The organism is Allobosea lathyri (genome assembly GCF_900108245.1).
In the GTDB taxonomy this organism is placed as follows: Bacteria; Pseudomonadota; Alphaproteobacteria; order Rhizobiales; family Beijerinckiaceae; genus Allobosea; species Allobosea lathyri.
The window spans coordinates 587,593-603,377 of sequence record NZ_FNUY01000001.1; the positions used below are offsets into that span (position 1 = coordinate 587,593).

Consider the following 15,785-nt stretch of genomic DNA (forward strand, 5'->3'; position numbering starts at 1 on the left):
CGCACGATCCATTGCGATTCTCGATCCGTTGCGATTCATTCCATTGCGATTCATGGAGACGGCTTCAGGTGAACATGCATTCGCGCCAATCCCAGGCCGCCCAGCCGGTCGAATCGTTCCGGCTCGGCAATGGGATGGATGTCGTGGTTGTGCCCGACAGGCGCGCGCCGATCGTCACCCACATGGTCTGGTATCGCAACGGCTCCGCGGATGATCCGGCGGCTAAGTCCGGCATCGCGCATTTCCTCGAGCATCTGATGTTCAAGGGCACCGCGCGCTGGCCGGCCGGCGAGTTCTCCAAGATCGTCGCCGGCTTCGGCGGCCAGGAGAACGCCTTCACCTCCTTCGACTACACCGCCTATTTCCAGCGTGTGCCGAAGGAGCATCTGCGCGCGATGATGGATTACGAGGCCGACCGGATGACCGGGCTGGCCTTCGATGAAAGCGTCGTCGGACCCGAGCGCGACGTCGTGCTGGAAGAACGCCGCATGCGCGTCGATTCCGACCCGGCAGCTCAACTCGGCGAGGAGTTCTCCTCCGCGCTCTTCGTGCACCACCCTTACGGCACGCCGATCATCGGTTGGGAGCACGAGATCGAGGGCTTGAGCCGCGACGACGCCTTCACCTACTATCAGCGCTTCTACACACCCGAGAACGCGATCCTCGTGGTTGCCGGCGATGTCGAGGCCGCGGAGGTGCGCAAGCTCGCCGAAGAGACCTATGGCGCGATCGCCGCACGCGGCGCGCCGCCGGTCCGCAACCGCCCGATCGAGCCCGATCCGCGCGCCTCGCGTCGCGTGACCCTAAACGATCCCCGCGTGCACCAGCCCTCGCTCAGGCGCGGCTGGCTGACACCCACCTACACGAGTGGCGACCGCAACGAGGTCTTCGCGCTGGAAATCGTGGCCGAGATCCTCGGCGGCGGCACGACGTCGCGGCTCTATCGCAAGCTTTGCGTCGAGGACGAACTTGCCGCGGGCGCCAACGCCTATTTCATGGGCTCGATGGTCGATCGCGCCGCCTTCCAGCTTTCGGCGAGCCCGCGACCCGGCGTCGAGATGGCGGCGCTGGAGGCTGGGCTCGATGCGGCGCTGGCAGCCTTTCTCGCTGACGGTCCCAGCGAACTCGAATTAGCCCGTGCCCGCACGCGGCTGGTGGCCGAGACGATCTTCGCCCGCGACAGCCAGTCCTCGCTGGCTCGCATCTTCGGCTCCTCCCTGGCGGTCGGCGAGACGGTCGCGGACGTTCTGGCCTGGCCCGAGCGTATCGAGGCGGTGTCGCGCGACGCCGTTGTCGAGGCGGCCCGTCGCTATCTCCGGCCCGACCGCTCGGTCACCGGCCTTCTGCTGCCGGCCTGACCGGACTGCTCCATCTTGAACAGGCGGGGCGATGTACTCCCGCCGACAGGAAGCGACATGAACGCGCCCATCCCAGCCGCTCTTTCGACGCTTGCCGGCCCCTCGGTCGCCGTGCAGAAAATCCGCTCTCCCGCCGGGGTCGAAGCCTGGCTGGTTGAGGAGCACAGCCTGCCGCTGATCGCCGTCGACTTCGCCTTCGATGGCGGCGCGGCGCGTGATCCAGAAAATGCCGCCGGCAGCGCCTATCTGATCTCCGGCCTGTTGGACGAGGGCGCGGGCGATCTCGATGCCGAGGCGTTCCAGGGCAAGATGGCCGACCATGCCATCAGCCTGGGTTTCGACGCCCGCCGCGACGATTTCCATGGGCATCTCCAGACGCTGTCGCGCCATCGCGACACCGCCTTCGATTTGCTCGCGCTTGCCGTCAACGCGCCGCGCTTCGACACTGACGCGGTCGCGCGGGTGAAGTCCCAGATCATCGCCGGCCTGCAACGCCAGGCGCAGAATCCCGAAACGCTCTGCCGCAACGCGCTCTTCGCCGCCGCCTATCCCGGCCACGCCTATGGCCGCCCCGAAAAGGGCGATGTCGACAGCGTCTCGCGGCTTGAGCCGGCTGCGCTGAAGACCCTGTCGCGCAATTTCCTGAGCCGTGCCGGCCTGAAGGTGGTCGTCGTCGGCGATATCACGCCTGAGGAACTGTCGGCGCGTCTCGATCAGATCTTTGGCGCGTTGCCGGTCGGAACGCCGCGCGCGCTGCCGGGCGAGGCCCTGCCCATCCAGGGCCTCGGCCAGACCCATGTCATCGATCTCGACGTGCCGCAGACCGTGCTGCGTTTCGTCGGCCCGGGCCTGATGCGGCACGATCCTGACTTCATCGCGGGCAACGTGCTCAATCATATCCTCGGCGGTTCGGCCTTCACCTCGCGCCTGTTTCTCGAAGTGCGCGAGAAGCGCGGCCTCGCCTATGGCGTCTCCTCCAGTCTGCTGCCGCTGCGCGAAGGCGCGATGCTGGTCGGCGGCACGGCGACGCGCAACGATCGCGCCGCGGAATCGCTTGTCGTCATCCGCGAGGAGATGGCCAAGCTCGCGAATGAAGGCCCCAGCGAGCATGAGGTCCAGGAAGCCAAGAACTACATCATCGGCTCCTACCCGCTGCGCTTCGACACCTCGCCCAAGATCGCGGCGGAATTGCTCGGCCTTGCGATCAACGGCTTCGAGCCCGAGTTCCTGGCGGAGCGCAACCAGCTTTTCGCAGCCGTGACGCTGGCCGATGTCCAGCGCGTCGCCCAGCGCCTCTTCGGCGATCCGCGCCTGCTCGTTCAGGCCGTCGGCCGCCCGGCCGGCCTGGTCTGAAACCTGCTTCCCATCCTCCACCGCCTAGTGACGGATTGTCTCCAATGCTCCAGCAAAGCTTCGATCTCGCGCTCGAATCCAAGGTCGGCAAAGGGGGCATTCCCGATGCGGCTTTCGAGAAGGCGCTGGCGGATGTGGCGCCCGCGCTGGCAAGGCTGAAGGGGCAGGCTGACGATCGTTCGCTGCCGCTGCTGCACTTGCCGTCCGACACCGCCGATCTGCCGCCGGTCCATGCCGCGGCAAAGCGCTTGAAGCAGGGCGCGACGGATATCCTTGTGCTCGGCACCGGTGGCTCCAGCCTCGGCGGTCAGACGCTGGCGCAGCTTGCCGATTACGGCATCAGCGGCATTTCACGCTTCGCGCCTGACCCGCGCGTGCATTTCATCGATAATCTCGACCCGGAGACCTATTCGAAGCTCCTTGCCGATCTGCCCTTCGCGACGACGAAATGCGTCGCGATCTCGAAATCGGGCGGCACCGGCGAGACATTGCTGCAGAGCATCGCCGTGATCACCGCCATGCGTGCGGCCGGCTTGAGCGATGGCGAGATCGGCGAGCGCTTCCAGGGCCTGTCCGAGCCTGCCAAGCCCGGCAAGCTGCATCCTCTGCGGGCGCTGCTCGAACCCTTCGGCGTGCCCTTTCTCGAACACCACACCGATATCGGTGGCCGTTATTCCGTCCTGACCAATTGCGGCCTGCTGCCGGCTGCCGCCCTCGGTTTGAACATCGAGGCTCTCCGTGCCGGTGCCGCCAAGGCCGTCGCCCCCGTGCTGGCGGGCAAGAGCGTTCGCGAGACGCCCGCTGCCATCGGGGCTGCCCTGCATCTCGCGGCCATGCGTTCGGGCAAGAACATCGCCGTGCTGATGCCCTATGCCGACAAGCTGGCGCTGCTGACGCGCTGGTGGATGCAGCTCTGGGCCGAGAGCCTCGGCAAGGACGGGCAGGGGACGCAGCCCGTCGGCGCGCTTGGACCCGTCGACCAGCATTCGCAGCAGCAGCTCTATCTCGCCGGTCCCAAGGACAAGTTCTTCACGGTCCTGACGGTCGGCGCCAAGGGCAAGGGCCCCAAGATCGATGCGGGCCTGGCCGGCAAGATCGGGCAGGATGATTTCGCCGGCAAGACCATTGGCGATCTCGTGGCGGCCCAGGGCGTCGCGATGATCGACACCTTCGCCAAGAACGGCTGTTCGGTGCGGCGCTTCCATACCGACCACATCGACGAGACCGTTCACGGCGAATTGCTGATGCATTTCATGCTGGAGACGATCCTGACCGGTTACGCGATGGGTGTTGATCCCTTCGATCAGCCGGCGGTCGAGGAAGCGAAACTCCTCGCCAAGCGCTATCTTGCCGAAGGGCGCAGCTGAACGATTCGTCGCCGGTCGCGTCATGCTCGGGCTTGTCCCGAGCATCTCCTGCAAGAGATTCTCCGGGGTCTGCGGTTCGCATCGCCCGAGAATGACGAGAGCGCTTTGAAGCCATGACCGTTCGCCGCCTCGATCCTGTTCTCGTCGACCGCATCGCCGCCGGCGAGGTGATCGAGCGGCCGGCTGCTGCCGTGAAGGAATTGGTCGAGAACGCGATCGACGCCGGCGCCCGCGCGATCACGGTGACGATCGCCGCCGGCGGGCGCGAACTGATCCGCGTCGTCGATGACGGCGCCGGCATGACGCCCGAGGATCTGGTGCTCGCGGTCGAGCGTCACGCCACCTCGAAGCTGCCGGATGGCGACCTGTTCGCGATCAACTCGCTCGGATTTCGCGGCGAGGCCCTGCCTTCCATCGGCTCGGTCGCGCGGCTCTCGATCGCCACCCGCCGGCATGATTCAGCCCATGGCCACGGGCTCGTGGTCGAGGCGGGCGAGAAGGGCGTGGTGCGCCCGGTCGCGGCGGCGCCCGGCACGCGCATCGAGGTCAGCGATCTCTTCGCCTTCACCCCGGCCCGCCTCAAATTCCTGAAGAGCGACCGCGCCGAGGCGCAGGCCGTTTCCGACATGCTGCGGCGCCTCGCCATCGCCCATCCCGCGATCCGCTTCGCTCTGGAGGGCGAGCATGTCAGCCCCTTCGACTGGGCGGCCGAGGCGCTGGGCGAAGATGGCCAGCTGCGCAGGCTTGGCCGTGCGCTCGGCCGCGATTTCCCCGAGAACGCGCTGAAGCTCGACGCCGCGCGCGAAGGCTTCCGCATCACCGGCTTTGTCGGCCTGCCGACCTTTCATCGCGGCACCTCGGCGGGCGTGCATCTGGCGGTCAATGGCCGGCCGGTGCGTGACAAGCTGCTGCTCTCGGCGGTGCGCGGCGCCTATGCCGACGTCGTCCCCCCCGACCGCCATCCCGTGCTGTTCCTCGACGTGCTCTGCGAGCCGCGTCTGGTCGACGTCAACGTCCACCCGGCCAAGAGCGAGGTGCGCTTCCGCGACCCGGCTTTGGTGCGCGGGCTTGTGGTTTCCGGACTGAAGGCGACGCTGGCCGAGGCCGGCCACCGCGCCACGACGACGGGTGGCGCGCGAACGCTGGAGGCCTTCCGCGCGGTCTTTTCCGGCGGCTCGGGAAACCTCTCCGTACCCCGGCCGAATTTTGCCGCAGTGCCCGCCTGGCCGCTGCCTTCGGACGGGTTTGGAGCAGTTCCGCAGCACGGTTTCGAGGGTTTCGCCGCCCCCTCCGCCGATGCTCGCGCCCATGCGGCCGAGCCGGCCCCGGACGCTTTTGATCGGCCGCTTGGCGCTGCGCGAGCTCAGTTGCACGAGACCTATATCGTCGCCCAGACGCGCGAGGGCGTGGTCATCGTCGATCAGCATGCCGCTCATGAGCGATTGGTCTATGAGCGGCTGAAGGCCGAGCGCGCCAGAACCGGCATAGCCCGGCAGGCACTGCTGCTGCCCGAGGTCGTCGAACTCGACCCGGTCGATGCCGACCGGCTGAATGCCTCCTCAGACGAGCTTGCGACATTGGGGCTCGGCATCGAGCCCTTCGGTCCGGGCGCGGTGCTGGTGCGCGAGGCGCCGAGCCAGCTTGCCGGCGGCAATCTCCAGAAGCTGGTGCGCGATGTCGCCGATGCGCTGGCCGAGCATGGCACTGCAGGCTCGCTGGAGCGCCGCCTCGACCATGTGCTGGCGACGATGGCCTGCCATAATTCGGTGCGCGCCGGCCGGCGCCTGCGGCCCGAGGAAATGGACGCGCTCCTGCGTGAAATGGAAGTCACGCCCAATTCCGGCCAGTGCAACCACGGCCGGCCGACCTATGTCGAGTTGAAACTGTCGGATATCGAACGGCTGTTCGGGCGGCGGTAAGCGCTACTCAGCGCGCAGGATCATGACCTGCGTTTCGCCATAGTCGCGTCGTTCGAACGTCTCGAAGCCCTCAGGCAAGGTGATCTCCACGCCAGTCGCTTCTTCAAGGACGACGAGCGCGTCCTTCGTCAGCCACCCTCCGTCGCGCGCAGAGATCAGCGCCTTTTCGCCCAGCTCCTTGCGATAGGGCGGATCGCAGAAGATGAGGCTGAAAGGCGCCATCGGGCCGATTGCGCCGAGCTTCGTCGCATCGCGCCGGAAGACGCGGCTGTGGCCCGCAAGGCCAAGCGCCATCTGGTTTTCCCGGATTAGCCCACGCGCTTCGGTGCCGTCATCGACCAGCAGCGCGAATTCCGCACCGCGCGACAGGGCCTCGAACGCCATCGCGCCGGTGCCGGCGAAAAGGTCGAGCACGCGCGCGCCCTCGACCACGTCGTCATAGGCGTGCGCCAGCACGTTGAAGAGCGATTCCCGCAGGCGATCCGAGGTCGGGCGAATGGTCCCGATCCCCGGCTTGGGCCCGACGAGCGGCCGCCCGCCGAAGCGTCCGCCGACAATACGCATATCGCTTAAGCCTCAGTCACGCTTGCCGCCGGGACGGCCACCACCGCTGGGGCGACCGCCAGGGCGCCCACCACCGGAAGGACGCCCACCACCGGAAGGACGCCCACCGCCTGGTTTCCCGCCGAACGGCCGGCCACCGGCGGGTTTTCCTCCAGACGGCTTGCCGCCGCTGCGCTCGCCACCGGCGCTGCGGCCAGCAGGCCGCTGGCTCGAGCGCGCCGCATAGCTCTGGCCGGCCGGTTTGTCGCCGAAGCTGCGACCGCGTGGCTTGTCGTCGCCACTGCGCTCGGTGAAGCGGCGCGCGGGGCGCTCCGCACCCTCACGCGGGGCACGTTCCGGGCGGTCTCCGCGCGGCGCGCTGTCCTGCCAGGGCCGCTCATCGGCGCGGTCGCGTCCCCCTGCACCCTCGTCGCGGGGACGGCGCGGCGGCCGTTCGCCACCAGCCGCCCGGTCGAAAGAGCGCGGCGCGCGCGTGTCGGCCCCACCGCGCTCGTCGCGTGGCTTGCGGGAAGGCGGCCGCTCGCGGGCCGGAGCCTCATCCCTCGCGGTTGAGCTGACGCGCTCGACCAGCACGCGGCGGCCCTTGGGATCGGCGATCGCCTTGCCGCGCTTGCGCTCGACCTGGCCTGTCGCTTCGCGTGTCTGGCGCTCAAGCTTGGGGTCGGCGCCGCGCCTTGGCGGCGCCTTGCGCTCGCGCTGCGGCTCGGCCTCGGCATCGCGCCAGACGGTGCGCTTCCACGGCTTCTCGCTGCGATCGTCCTGCGACGGCGTGCGCACGACATCGCTGCCGCGGTCGCCGCGCTCTGCCCCGTCACGGCGGCGCTGACGGTCGTCTCCACCGGGCGCGCGCCGGCTCTCGCTGCTCGCAGGCGGCTTGGCCGCCGGCATCTCGTCGCGGCGCGGCGCTTCCAGATCGACGCCGGCCCGGGCGATCAGATCCTCGCCGAGCTGATCCCGGATCACGCGCGAGCGGACCTCGTCGGCCTCGCCCTCGGACAGGTCGCCAAGCTGGAACGGCCCGAACGAGACCCGGATCAGCCGGTTCACGACGAGGCCGAGATGTTCGAGGACCGTCTTGACCTCGCGGTTCTTGCCCTCGCGCAGATCGACCACCAGCCAGGTGTTCGCGCCCTGCTCGCGCTCGAAACGCGCGACCACCGGGCCGTAATTCACACCCTCGATGGTGACGCCATCGCGCAGCGTGTCGAGCCTGTCCTGCGTGATCGAGCCGAAGGCGCGCACGCGGTAGCGCCGCAGCCAACCGGTTTCCGGCAGCTCCAGCATCCGCGCCAGACCGCCATCATTGGTCAGCAGCAGCAGGCCTTCGGTGTTGATGTCGAGCCGGCCGATCGAGAGCACGCGCGGCAGGTCTTCCGGCAGGGCGTCGAAGACGGTCGGCCGGCCTTCGGGGTCATGATTGGTCGTCACCAGCCCACGGGGCTTGTGATAGAGCCAAAGCCGTGTGCGCTCGCGGGCCGGCAAGGGCTCGCCATCGACCAGCACGACATCGTCGGGGCCGATATCCAGCGCGGGGCTTTCCAGCACCTTGCCGTTCACGCTGACGCGGCCTTCAGCGATCATCGCCTCGCTGTCGCGGCGCGAGGCAACGCCGGCGCGCGCCATCACCTTGGCGATGCGCTCGGGCTCCTGGATCAGCGAAGGCAGCAGTTTCGCTTCGGTGGCCGGATCCGCCTCGCGCGCATGCCGGGGCCGCTCGCTGGCGCCGCGCGAACGCTCGGGCCTGTCGGAGCGCGGCCCGCGCGGAGCACCGCCCTCGCGCGAAGGCCTGCTCGAACTGCGCTCGCCATCGGGCCGTGCACGGAACGGCCGCTCGCCGCCCTCGCGCGGCGGCCTGCTCGAACTGCGCTCGCCATCGGGCCTTGCGCGGAACGGCCGCTCGCCGCCCTCGCGCGGAGGTCTGCTCGAACTGCGCTCGCCCTCGGGCCTTGCGCGGAACGGCCGCTCGCCGCCCTCGCGCGGAGGCCTGCTCGAACTGCGCTCGCTATCAGGCCTGGCACGGAACGGTCGCTCACCGCCCTCACGCGGAGGTCGGCTTGAGCTACGCTCGCCATCGGGCCGGGCGCGGAACGGGCGATCACCGCCCTCGCTGGCACGCGGGGGGCGCTCGCCGCCTTCGGGCCGGCTGCGGAACGGCTTGCGTTCGCCACCCGCCGACGCGCCGGAGCGCGCGGGGCCGCGGCCGTCTGCGCTACGGCCGAAGCCGCCGCCGCGAGAACCGCCATCCTTGCCGCCACCACGGCCGCCGGTGCCGCCGCCCTTGCGCGGGCCCCGGCTTTTCTGGTTGTTATCGTCGCTCATCACCGCTCCTGACATGTTCCGCAAAAGTGGAATGCTCTTTTGCGAAAAGGACATGCCCGAATTTTTGCTATAGCCGGCGCTTGTAGCAGACCCCCCCGGCCCCTGCGAGCGCCAAAGCTGAGGTTCGATGACGCAATTGAGGCCGATGCCGACGATCGACGCGATGGCGCTTGCGCTGGACGAAGCTCGCAGCGCAGCCGCGCGTGGCGAGGTGCCGGTCGGCGCTGTCGTGATGCGCGACGGCGCGGTGCTCAGCCGCGCGGGAAATCGCACGCTGGAACTCAAGGACCCGACCGCCCATGCCGAAATGCTGGCGCTGCGCCTGGCCTGCGAAGCGATCGACAGCGAGCGGCTCGTCGGCTGCGATCTCTATGTCACCCTCGAACCCTGCCCGATGTGCGCGGCGGCGATCTCGTTCTCCCGCATCCGCCGGCTCTATTTCGGCGCGGGCGATCCCAAGGGCGGCGCGGTCGAGAACGGCGTGCGGCTCTATGCCAGCCCGACCTGCCATCATGCGCCCGAGGTTTATGGCGGCCTGAGCGAGAGCGAAGCGGCGGGGTTGCTGCGGGAGTTCTTCAGGGCGAAGCGTTAGGACGTGCGATCTAGCGCCGTAAGGTCGGCGGACTGCTATGGGTGGGAAGCGGAAGTCGAGGGCTTGCCCGGAACCGGACGCTGGCAATTTCGGTCCGCCGCTCAGACCAGCTACCTATCAAGTCGCAGCGTATGATCTCCTCAAATGCGACCCGTCGGCATGCTCAAAGCCGCTCGGAGGGATGCCATCGACGATTTCAGACGCCGCGAGACGACCCAGGAGCGGCGCCAGTATCACCCCCGGATGACCAACGGCGAAGTAGAGCCCCTTGCAGCCGTCAGCATAACCCGTTCTGGGAAGGTTGTCTGAAAACACTGGGCGATGACCGATGACGCCGTCCTCGAACTCAATGCGTTCGCTACCCGAAACGAGTTCGCGAATACGCATCAGCATCTCCAGCCCCATGCCATCGATGGCTGAGGTGTCCGGCAACGGGTCTTTCAGGCTTTTGGCGACGAGCATCATGTTGTCCGGTAACTGCCTTATCTCCAGTTCTGGGCTTTTGATGATGTGCGACAGCAGCTGCCGATCCGAGGAGTAGCGCAGCAGGAGTGCTGGCGAGACAAGAAGGCCGAGCGACAAACCGAGCGGCCGCAACAGTTCCTCGGTCCACGCTCCGGCAGCCAGGACGACGAGATCGAACTCGACCGTCTCGCCCCCGATGATAAGGCCGGTTACGGCACCGTTGGAGGTGTGAAGGCTGGTGACCCGACTGTTTGCGAAGAACTTCGCGCCACGCTCGACCGCAGCCGCCATCAGGGCTGAGGCCAAGGCTGGCGGCTGCAAGGCCATGTCCTTGGGCGACGCAAGCGCGCATACAGGCACATTTCGGATGAGCGGCTCGCGCCTCACGAACTCGGCTCGCGCGATGAGTTCCACGTCCAGGCCCTCTTTCCGAAGCACCTCGACGAGGCTCTCGGTTTCGTCAGGCTCGCTTTTCCACAACAGCGAGCCGCGGCGCATGTATTGGAACGCACTTGGCAACTGTTCGGCGAGGCGTTCGTACTCGGCCGTGGCAGCGCGGCGCAGCGCTAAGACTTCTTGGTCGGACGGATCGACAAAGAGCGTGTTGACCCAGCCGAAGGCGTTACCGGTCGTGCCCGACGCAGGACCCGGTCCTCTTTCGACGACGCACACATCGATATCGCGCTGAACAAGGTGATAGGCGATAGAGGCGCCGATGATGCCGGCCCCCACGATGGCGACGCGGCGCTTCTGTTGGTTCGGCATTAATTCGGCGGGCTCACTATGATCGGCTTTTAGCCTAGGCAAGCCAGCAGAAAGAGCAAAAACAGGTGACCGCGATATGACAGAAGGGCACCTACCCAGATCAACAGGCTAGCGCACCGGCCAGGCTGCTTGCCAGCAGACATGCGCGAGGTCCGACTTGGGTCGATTGCAGACCTCGCTGCCAGCAAATCCCAGCGTTGTCTGGCAATCCCAATTGCCCGCAACGCTCAAGGTCGAGACGTCGATGACGACGACAGGGCAGCCCTCGCCTGCGCTTCCAATTCCCTCTCGTGCCGTCGTAGGAAGACGATGCCTGCCGCAACCAAGGCGATTGCGCAGGCGAGGATAAGCAGCCCTGCCGGCCCCGCGACGAGCTTGATCTTTTCGCCGAACAGATAGGCCGCGCCGCCAAACAATGTGGCCCAGACGATCCCTCCGAGCGCGTTCATGAGCAGGAAGCGCGGCCAAGGCATGCGGTTGGCTCCGGCGAGGAGGGCAGCGAAGGCCCGGAGGAAGGCGACGAAACGGCCGAAGAAGACGATCTTGCCGCCATGCCGCAAGAACAGATACTGGCCGATCTTGAGCCGGCCCTCGTCGAGGCGAACGTATTTGCCGTAACGGACGATCAAGGGCAGCCCGATCGACCGGCCAATGAGATAGCCGATATTGTCGCCGATGATGGCGGCAGCAGCGGCAACGCTCAAAACCGCGAGAATATCGATGTGATGCGTGGAGCCAGCGTAGAGGGCCGCCGTCAGCAGCACGGTTTCTCCGGGCATCGGCACGCCAATGCTTTCAAGCATCACCACTGCGAAGACCACCCATAGCCCATAGCTCTGGATCAGCTCCTGAATCCAAATGGGTGACATCGGCGGCGCGCCCTTCCGGTCGGTGGCCGGATGGTAGCAGCAGTGCCGACCACCGTCAGCGGGCGCGGAGTCGAGGGAACAAGAGCCCAAACCGCGCCTCGCCGAGACCTACCTCATCCCAACGCCCGCACCACCAGATACCCGCCCAGCAGCAAAAGCCCGGCGAAGAAGCACATCTTGAAGGTCGCAGCCGAGATCCGCTGCCTGATGAACTGCCCCACGGACATGCCGGCGAGTGCCGGGAGCAGGGCCAGCAGCGAATTCTGGGCGACGCCGATATCGAGCGCACCGGCGCCGATCAGTCCGATCGACAGGGCCAGCGTCGAGACGATGAAGGAGATGCCGAGCGCCTGGACCAACTCGTCCTTGTCGAAGCCGAGCGCCTGCAGATAGGGCACGGCCGGCAGCACGAAGACGCCGGTGGCGGCGGTGGCGATACCGGTCGTGATGCCGATGATCGGCCCCAACCAGCTTTCCGCCTTTGCCGGGACGCGCAGCTTCGCCGCCTTGAGCCCGACTAGCGCGTAGAGCACCAGCGCGACGCCGAGCCAGAGCGTGGCCGAGCCGTCCTTCTGTTGCTGGAGCAGGCCGGCGCCGGCCCATGTGCCCAGGCAGATGCCGGCCAGCATCGGCCAGAGCCGCAAGGCGATCGCCTTCAGGCCCGGCCCGGTCGCGATCTGCCAGCCATTGGTGATCAGGTTGGGCACCACCAGCAGCGCCGCGGCCTGTGCGGGCGCCATGACCACGCCGAGAATGCCGACCGCGATGGTCGGCAGGCCCAGCCCGATGACGCCCTTGACGAAACCGGCGAGCAGAAAGGTGGCGGCGATGAAGAGAATGAGAGTTGTGCTGTCCATGGCTCGCTTGTGGCATCGGCGCGCGCCTTTGTCTCCGGTCGATGCTACGGCCGTGGCCGTATCGTTCCCGCTTGCCCGGCACCATGGATGGCGCAAGATGGTGGTAGGAGACGACTGCCAGCATGGTCGTAGGAGACGACTGAAATGAGCACCAACGGACCCTATCTCGCCGAAATCGCCCATCTGATGGGCGATCCCGCTCGCGCCAACATGCTGCACGCCCTGATGGACGGGCGCGCGCTGACGGCCAAGGAACTGGCCTGGCTGGCTGGCGTCGCGCCGCAGACGGCGAGCGGCCACCTTGCCAAGCTGATGCAGGGCGCCCTGCTCGCGGTCACCGTGCAGGGTCGCCATCGCTACTACCGGCTGGCGGGGCCTGAGGTTGCGGCGGCGCTCGAAGGCCTGATGGTGCTGGCCGGCATGGAGCCGTCGCGTCGTCGCCTGCCGTCGCGCGTCGGCGAGGAGTTGAGCCAGGCGCGGACCTGCTACGACCATTTCGCCGGCCGGCTCGGCATCGGCATCCATGATGCGCTGGTCTCCGGCGGCCACCTCACGGTCAGCGAAGGCGGCTATGGTCTTACCGGATCGGGCGAGGCGGTATTCGCAGCGCTCGGCATCGAACCGGTACAGGCCAGCAAGGGGCGCCGCGCCGCCTTGCGGCCGTGCCTCGACTGGAGCGAACGACGGCCGCATCTGGCGGGGCATCTCGCCGCGACTCTGGCCTGCCGCTGCTTCGAGACCGGATGGGTGCGCCGCAAGAAGGACAGCCGTGCCGTCGTTCTGACCGAAGAGGGCAGGGTGGCCTTGACCAGGGCTCTGCCGGGTTTCCGCTGCGACGAGCCCGAAGCGCTCAGGCCCGCTTCTCGAAAGCCCGAGCCAGCGCTCGCTTGACCTCGTCCTTGACCGGCTCGGACGCATCCAGGATTGCCTGCGCCTTGAAGAAATCGAGCCCGCCGATGCCGTCGACCCCGGCGCGGATCAGGATATCGGGCGGCTGGCGTTCGATCATGCGCTGAACGATCGAGCGCGTCAGGATCTGGCTGACCCCAACCATCGCCTCCAGCGGCTCGGGGATGCGGCTGTCGCTGACGGTCGCCGGAGCGCTGGTGTCGACCGCCATCACGATACGTCCCGGCGCCAGCAGACGATCATAGGGCAGGGGGTTGATCGCCCCACCATCGATCAGCACGCGCCCGTCGATGACGACCGGCCGGATCAGACCGGGAATCGCCAGCGATGCCGCCACTGCCGGCGTCAGCGGACCGCTCGACAGCGAGACTTCGGCGTGGAGATGATAATCGGCCGCCAGCGCCGCGAAAGGCGTCTTCAATTCCTCGAAACGGTCCGGAACGGCTTCCGGCCAGAACAGGTCGAGCATCCGCTCGCCATCGATCAGCACGGGGTTGCCGAGGCCGCGCATCAGATCCGTGAACTTGCCGACGCGGGCGTCGAGCAGCCGCGCGATCACCCTTGCCCTGTCGCGGAATGTCAGCGCGACATGCTCCCGCAGCTCTTTGCCGGATAGTCCGGCGGCGTAGGCTGCGCCGACGATCGCGCCCATCGAGCAGCCGACGATCAGGGCTGGCTTGATGCCGAGCTCGTCGAGCGCTTCGAGCACGGGGATATGGCTCAGCCCGCGCGCGCCGCCGGCGCCCAGCACCAGAGCAAGCTCCGGCTCGCGCCGTTCGGGCTGACGTATCGCAAGTAGGGCAGGCTGAGACATGGCGCGACTTTGGGCCTGCGGCCGGTATCAGGCAACGGTCTTCGCCAGGAAAGGTTCGAGAAGAGCCAGCGTCGCCGACGGGTTCTCCTCGGGCAGGAAATGGCCGCTGGCGATGGCCTGGCCCTCGGCTTGTGGAGCAAAACTCTCGCGCCAGACATCGAGCGGGCTTGAACCCTTCGCCGGAATCCCGCCATCGCCCCACAGGATCAGCGTGGGACACAGGATGCGTTTTCCGGCCGCCCGGTCCTGCGTATCATGATCGAGATCCGTGGTCGCGCCGGCGCGATAATCCTCGCAGGCCGCGTGGATGCGAGCGGGGTCGTTGAAGGATTCGCCATAGGCCTTCAGGGCCAGAGGATCGAAAACGTCGAGCTTTTTGGCGCGCGTCCAGCTTGCGATCGTATGATCGAGCCAGCCGAGCGGATCGGCCTTGATCAGGTTCTCGGGCACGGGCTCGGGCTGGGCCAGGAAAGTCCAGTGATAGACCTCCATGGCGCGCGCTGCACTCATGCCCTCCCACATCGAGAGCGTCGGCAGGATGTCGAGCAGCGCCAGCCGTTCGACACGGCCGGGATGGTCGAGCGCCAGGCGATATGCCACCCGCGCCCCGCGATCATGGCCGACGACTGCGAAGCGCAGATGTCCGAGCGCCTGCATCACCGCGACGATGTCCTCGCCCATGCCGCGCTTGGAATAGGTTTCCTTGCCGCCGTCGCCATGCGGCGCCGCAGACCAGCCATAGCCGCGCAGGTCGGGACAGACGACCGTGTGGGTCTTGGCCAGCTCCGGCGCGAGCCTGTGCCATTCGGCATGGGTCTGCGGAAAGCCATGGATCAGCACGAGCGGCGGCCCCTCGCCGCCGACGCGGGCGAAGATCTTGCCGATGGGGCCGTCGATCCAATGCGCCTTGAACCCGGGGAAGAGGGAATCGAGATTGCTCATGGACGGGCTCCCGTAACGAGGGCGGAGGCGATGTCGGTCCGGCTGAAATCGTCGCCCTTGAAGAGGAGAGGGGCGTTCAGCGATTTCGCCAGAGCATAGGAGAAGCAATCGCTCATGTTGAGGCGGGCCGGGTGGCGGCCCTTGCCGAAGCGGAGGAAGGCGGTTGAAGCTGCCATTGCCTGTGCTTGGTCAAGCGGCACTGTGGCAATCCCGAGATCGTCGAGCAACTCGGCATGAAGTTCTGGCGGAGAGCCTGCGTTGCGGCTTGTCGCGACCATGTAGCTCTCGACGAAGGTGACCGTCGAGCAGAAGCTGCCTGCGCTCGCGTTCAAAACCGCCTGGAAATCCGGACTCTCCGACTCGCCCCGGAGGATCGCGATGATGGCGGAACTATCGACGACAACCGGCGAGGCCATCAGGAAGGCAAGCCATTTTCGTCATATCCAATGATCTCGTCATCGGTCAGATGGTCGTTGATCCTCGGATAGGATCGGATTCTGGCTAGGGTTTGCTCCAGTTTCGCTTTGTCGATGCGGCCTCTTTGCGGTGGTAGCCGCGTCAGTCTTTCGGCGGCCGCGATCTTCACGGCCTCAGTAATTGTCTCACCCGTGCGTGCCGCCAACTCTCGCACGATCCGGTCGGCTTCCGGGTCCTTGATCAGCACCGCCATTTCGGCCTCCAGGGTATATATC

The 15,785-nt window shown here is 67.1% G+C and carries 15 protein-coding genes; 6 read left to right on the forward strand and 9 right to left on the reverse strand.

The window, feature by feature from the left end:
- Positions 1–74 precede the first annotated feature (74 nt).
- The 4 genes from C4S73_RS02650 to mutL all read left to right on the forward strand — a co-directional run bounded on the left by C4S73_RS02650 (position 75) and on the right by mutL (position 5,997).
- Positions 75–1,358, forward strand: coding sequence for a M16 family metallopeptidase (locus tag C4S73_RS02650; protein ID WP_103870890.1), 1,284 nt, complete (start codon positions 75–77; stop codon positions 1,356–1,358).
- Between the two features lie 57 nt (positions 1,359–1,415).
- Positions 1,416–2,711 carry a M16 family metallopeptidase gene (locus C4S73_RS02655; protein WP_103870891.1) on the forward strand — a complete coding sequence of 432 codons (1,296 nt, stop codon included), beginning with the start codon at positions 1,416–1,418 and terminating at the stop codon, positions 2,709–2,711.
- A 44-nt stretch (positions 2,712–2,755) separates the two neighbouring features.
- On the forward strand, positions 2,756–4,078 hold the full coding sequence (locus C4S73_RS02660; RefSeq protein WP_103870892.1) for a glucose-6-phosphate isomerase: 1,323 nt from the start codon (positions 2,756–2,758) through the stop codon (positions 4,076–4,078).
- A gap of 113 nt (positions 4,079–4,191) precedes the next feature.
- Complete coding sequence (mutL, locus tag C4S73_RS02665; protein WP_103870893.1) at positions 4,192–5,997, forward strand: DNA mismatch repair endonuclease MutL; 1,806 nt, start codon at positions 4,192–4,194, stop codon at positions 5,995–5,997.
- A gap of 3 nt (positions 5,998–6,000) precedes the next feature.
- Here the strand turns inward: mutL and rsmD are convergent, their stop codons facing one another.
- Positions 6,001–6,561: a 16S rRNA (guanine(966)-N(2))-methyltransferase RsmD gene (rsmD, locus tag C4S73_RS27830; protein WP_146071254.1), complete on the reverse strand. Its 561-nt coding sequence runs from the start codon at positions 6,559–6,561 to the stop codon at positions 6,001–6,003.
- A 12-nt stretch (positions 6,562–6,573) separates the two neighbouring features.
- A complete protein-coding gene (locus C4S73_RS02670; RefSeq protein WP_425290311.1) occupies positions 6,574–8,229 on the reverse strand; it encodes a pseudouridine synthase in 1,656 nt (551 codons plus the stop codon).
- Between the two features lie 778 nt (positions 8,230–9,007).
- On the opposite strand from C4S73_RS02670, the gene C4S73_RS02675 reads away from it, so the two are divergent.
- Positions 9,008–9,472, forward strand: a complete 465-nt coding sequence (locus C4S73_RS02675) for a nucleoside deaminase (protein ID WP_244595405.1) — start codon at positions 9,008–9,010, stop codon at positions 9,470–9,472.
- Positions 9,473–9,589: 117 nt separating this feature from the next.
- Here C4S73_RS02675 and C4S73_RS02680 read toward each other — a convergent pair whose 3' ends face one another.
- The 3 genes from C4S73_RS02680 to C4S73_RS02690 all read right to left on the reverse strand — a co-directional run bounded on the left by C4S73_RS02680 (position 9,590) and on the right by C4S73_RS02690 (position 12,428).
- A complete protein-coding gene (locus C4S73_RS02680) occupies positions 9,590–10,702 on the reverse strand; it encodes an NAD(P)/FAD-dependent oxidoreductase (protein ID WP_103870894.1) in 1,113 nt (370 codons plus the stop codon).
- Positions 10,703–10,929: 227 nt separating this feature from the next.
- On the reverse strand, positions 10,930–11,571 hold the full coding sequence (locus tag C4S73_RS02685; RefSeq protein ID WP_103870895.1) for a DedA family protein: 642 nt from the start codon (positions 11,569–11,571) through the stop codon (positions 10,930–10,932).
- 113 nt (positions 11,572–11,684) lie between these two features.
- Entirely contained in the window at positions 11,685–12,428 is a 744-nt protein-coding gene (locus tag C4S73_RS02690; RefSeq protein WP_103870896.1) for a sulfite exporter TauE/SafE family protein, read from the reverse strand.
- 144 nt (positions 12,429–12,572) lie between these two features.
- Here C4S73_RS02690 and C4S73_RS02695 point away from each other — a divergent pair, with 144 nt between their 5' ends.
- Positions 12,573–13,319, forward strand: a complete 747-nt coding sequence (locus C4S73_RS02695; RefSeq protein WP_103870897.1) for an ArsR/SmtB family transcription factor — start codon at positions 12,573–12,575, stop codon at positions 13,317–13,319.
- Here C4S73_RS02695 and C4S73_RS02700 read toward each other — a convergent pair.
- Genes C4S73_RS02700 through C4S73_RS02715 form a run of 4 tightly spaced genes read right to left on the reverse strand, consistent with a single transcriptional unit; the run spans position 13,279 to position 15,763 of the window.
- Positions 13,279–14,151 carry a patatin-like phospholipase family protein gene (locus tag C4S73_RS02700; RefSeq protein WP_103870898.1) on the reverse strand — a complete coding sequence of 291 codons (873 nt, stop codon included), beginning with the start codon at positions 14,149–14,151 and terminating at the stop codon, positions 13,279–13,281. The genes C4S73_RS02695 and C4S73_RS02700 overlap by 41 nt on opposite strands.
- A 27-nt stretch (positions 14,152–14,178) precedes the next feature.
- Entirely contained in the window at positions 14,179–15,093 is a 915-nt protein-coding gene (locus C4S73_RS02705; protein ID WP_103870899.1) for an alpha/beta fold hydrolase, read from the reverse strand.
- A complete protein-coding gene (locus C4S73_RS02710; RefSeq protein WP_103870900.1) occupies positions 15,090–15,509 on the reverse strand; it encodes a type II toxin-antitoxin system VapC family toxin in 420 nt (139 codons plus the stop codon). Before C4S73_RS02710 ends, C4S73_RS02705 begins: the two co-directional genes overlap by 4 nt.
- Entirely contained in the window at positions 15,509–15,763 is a 255-nt protein-coding gene (locus tag C4S73_RS02715; RefSeq protein ID WP_103870901.1) for a type II toxin-antitoxin system VapB family antitoxin, read from the reverse strand. The genes C4S73_RS02710 and C4S73_RS02715 overlap by 1 nt, the downstream gene beginning before the upstream one ends.
- Between the last annotated feature and the right edge of the window lie 22 nt (positions 15,764–15,785).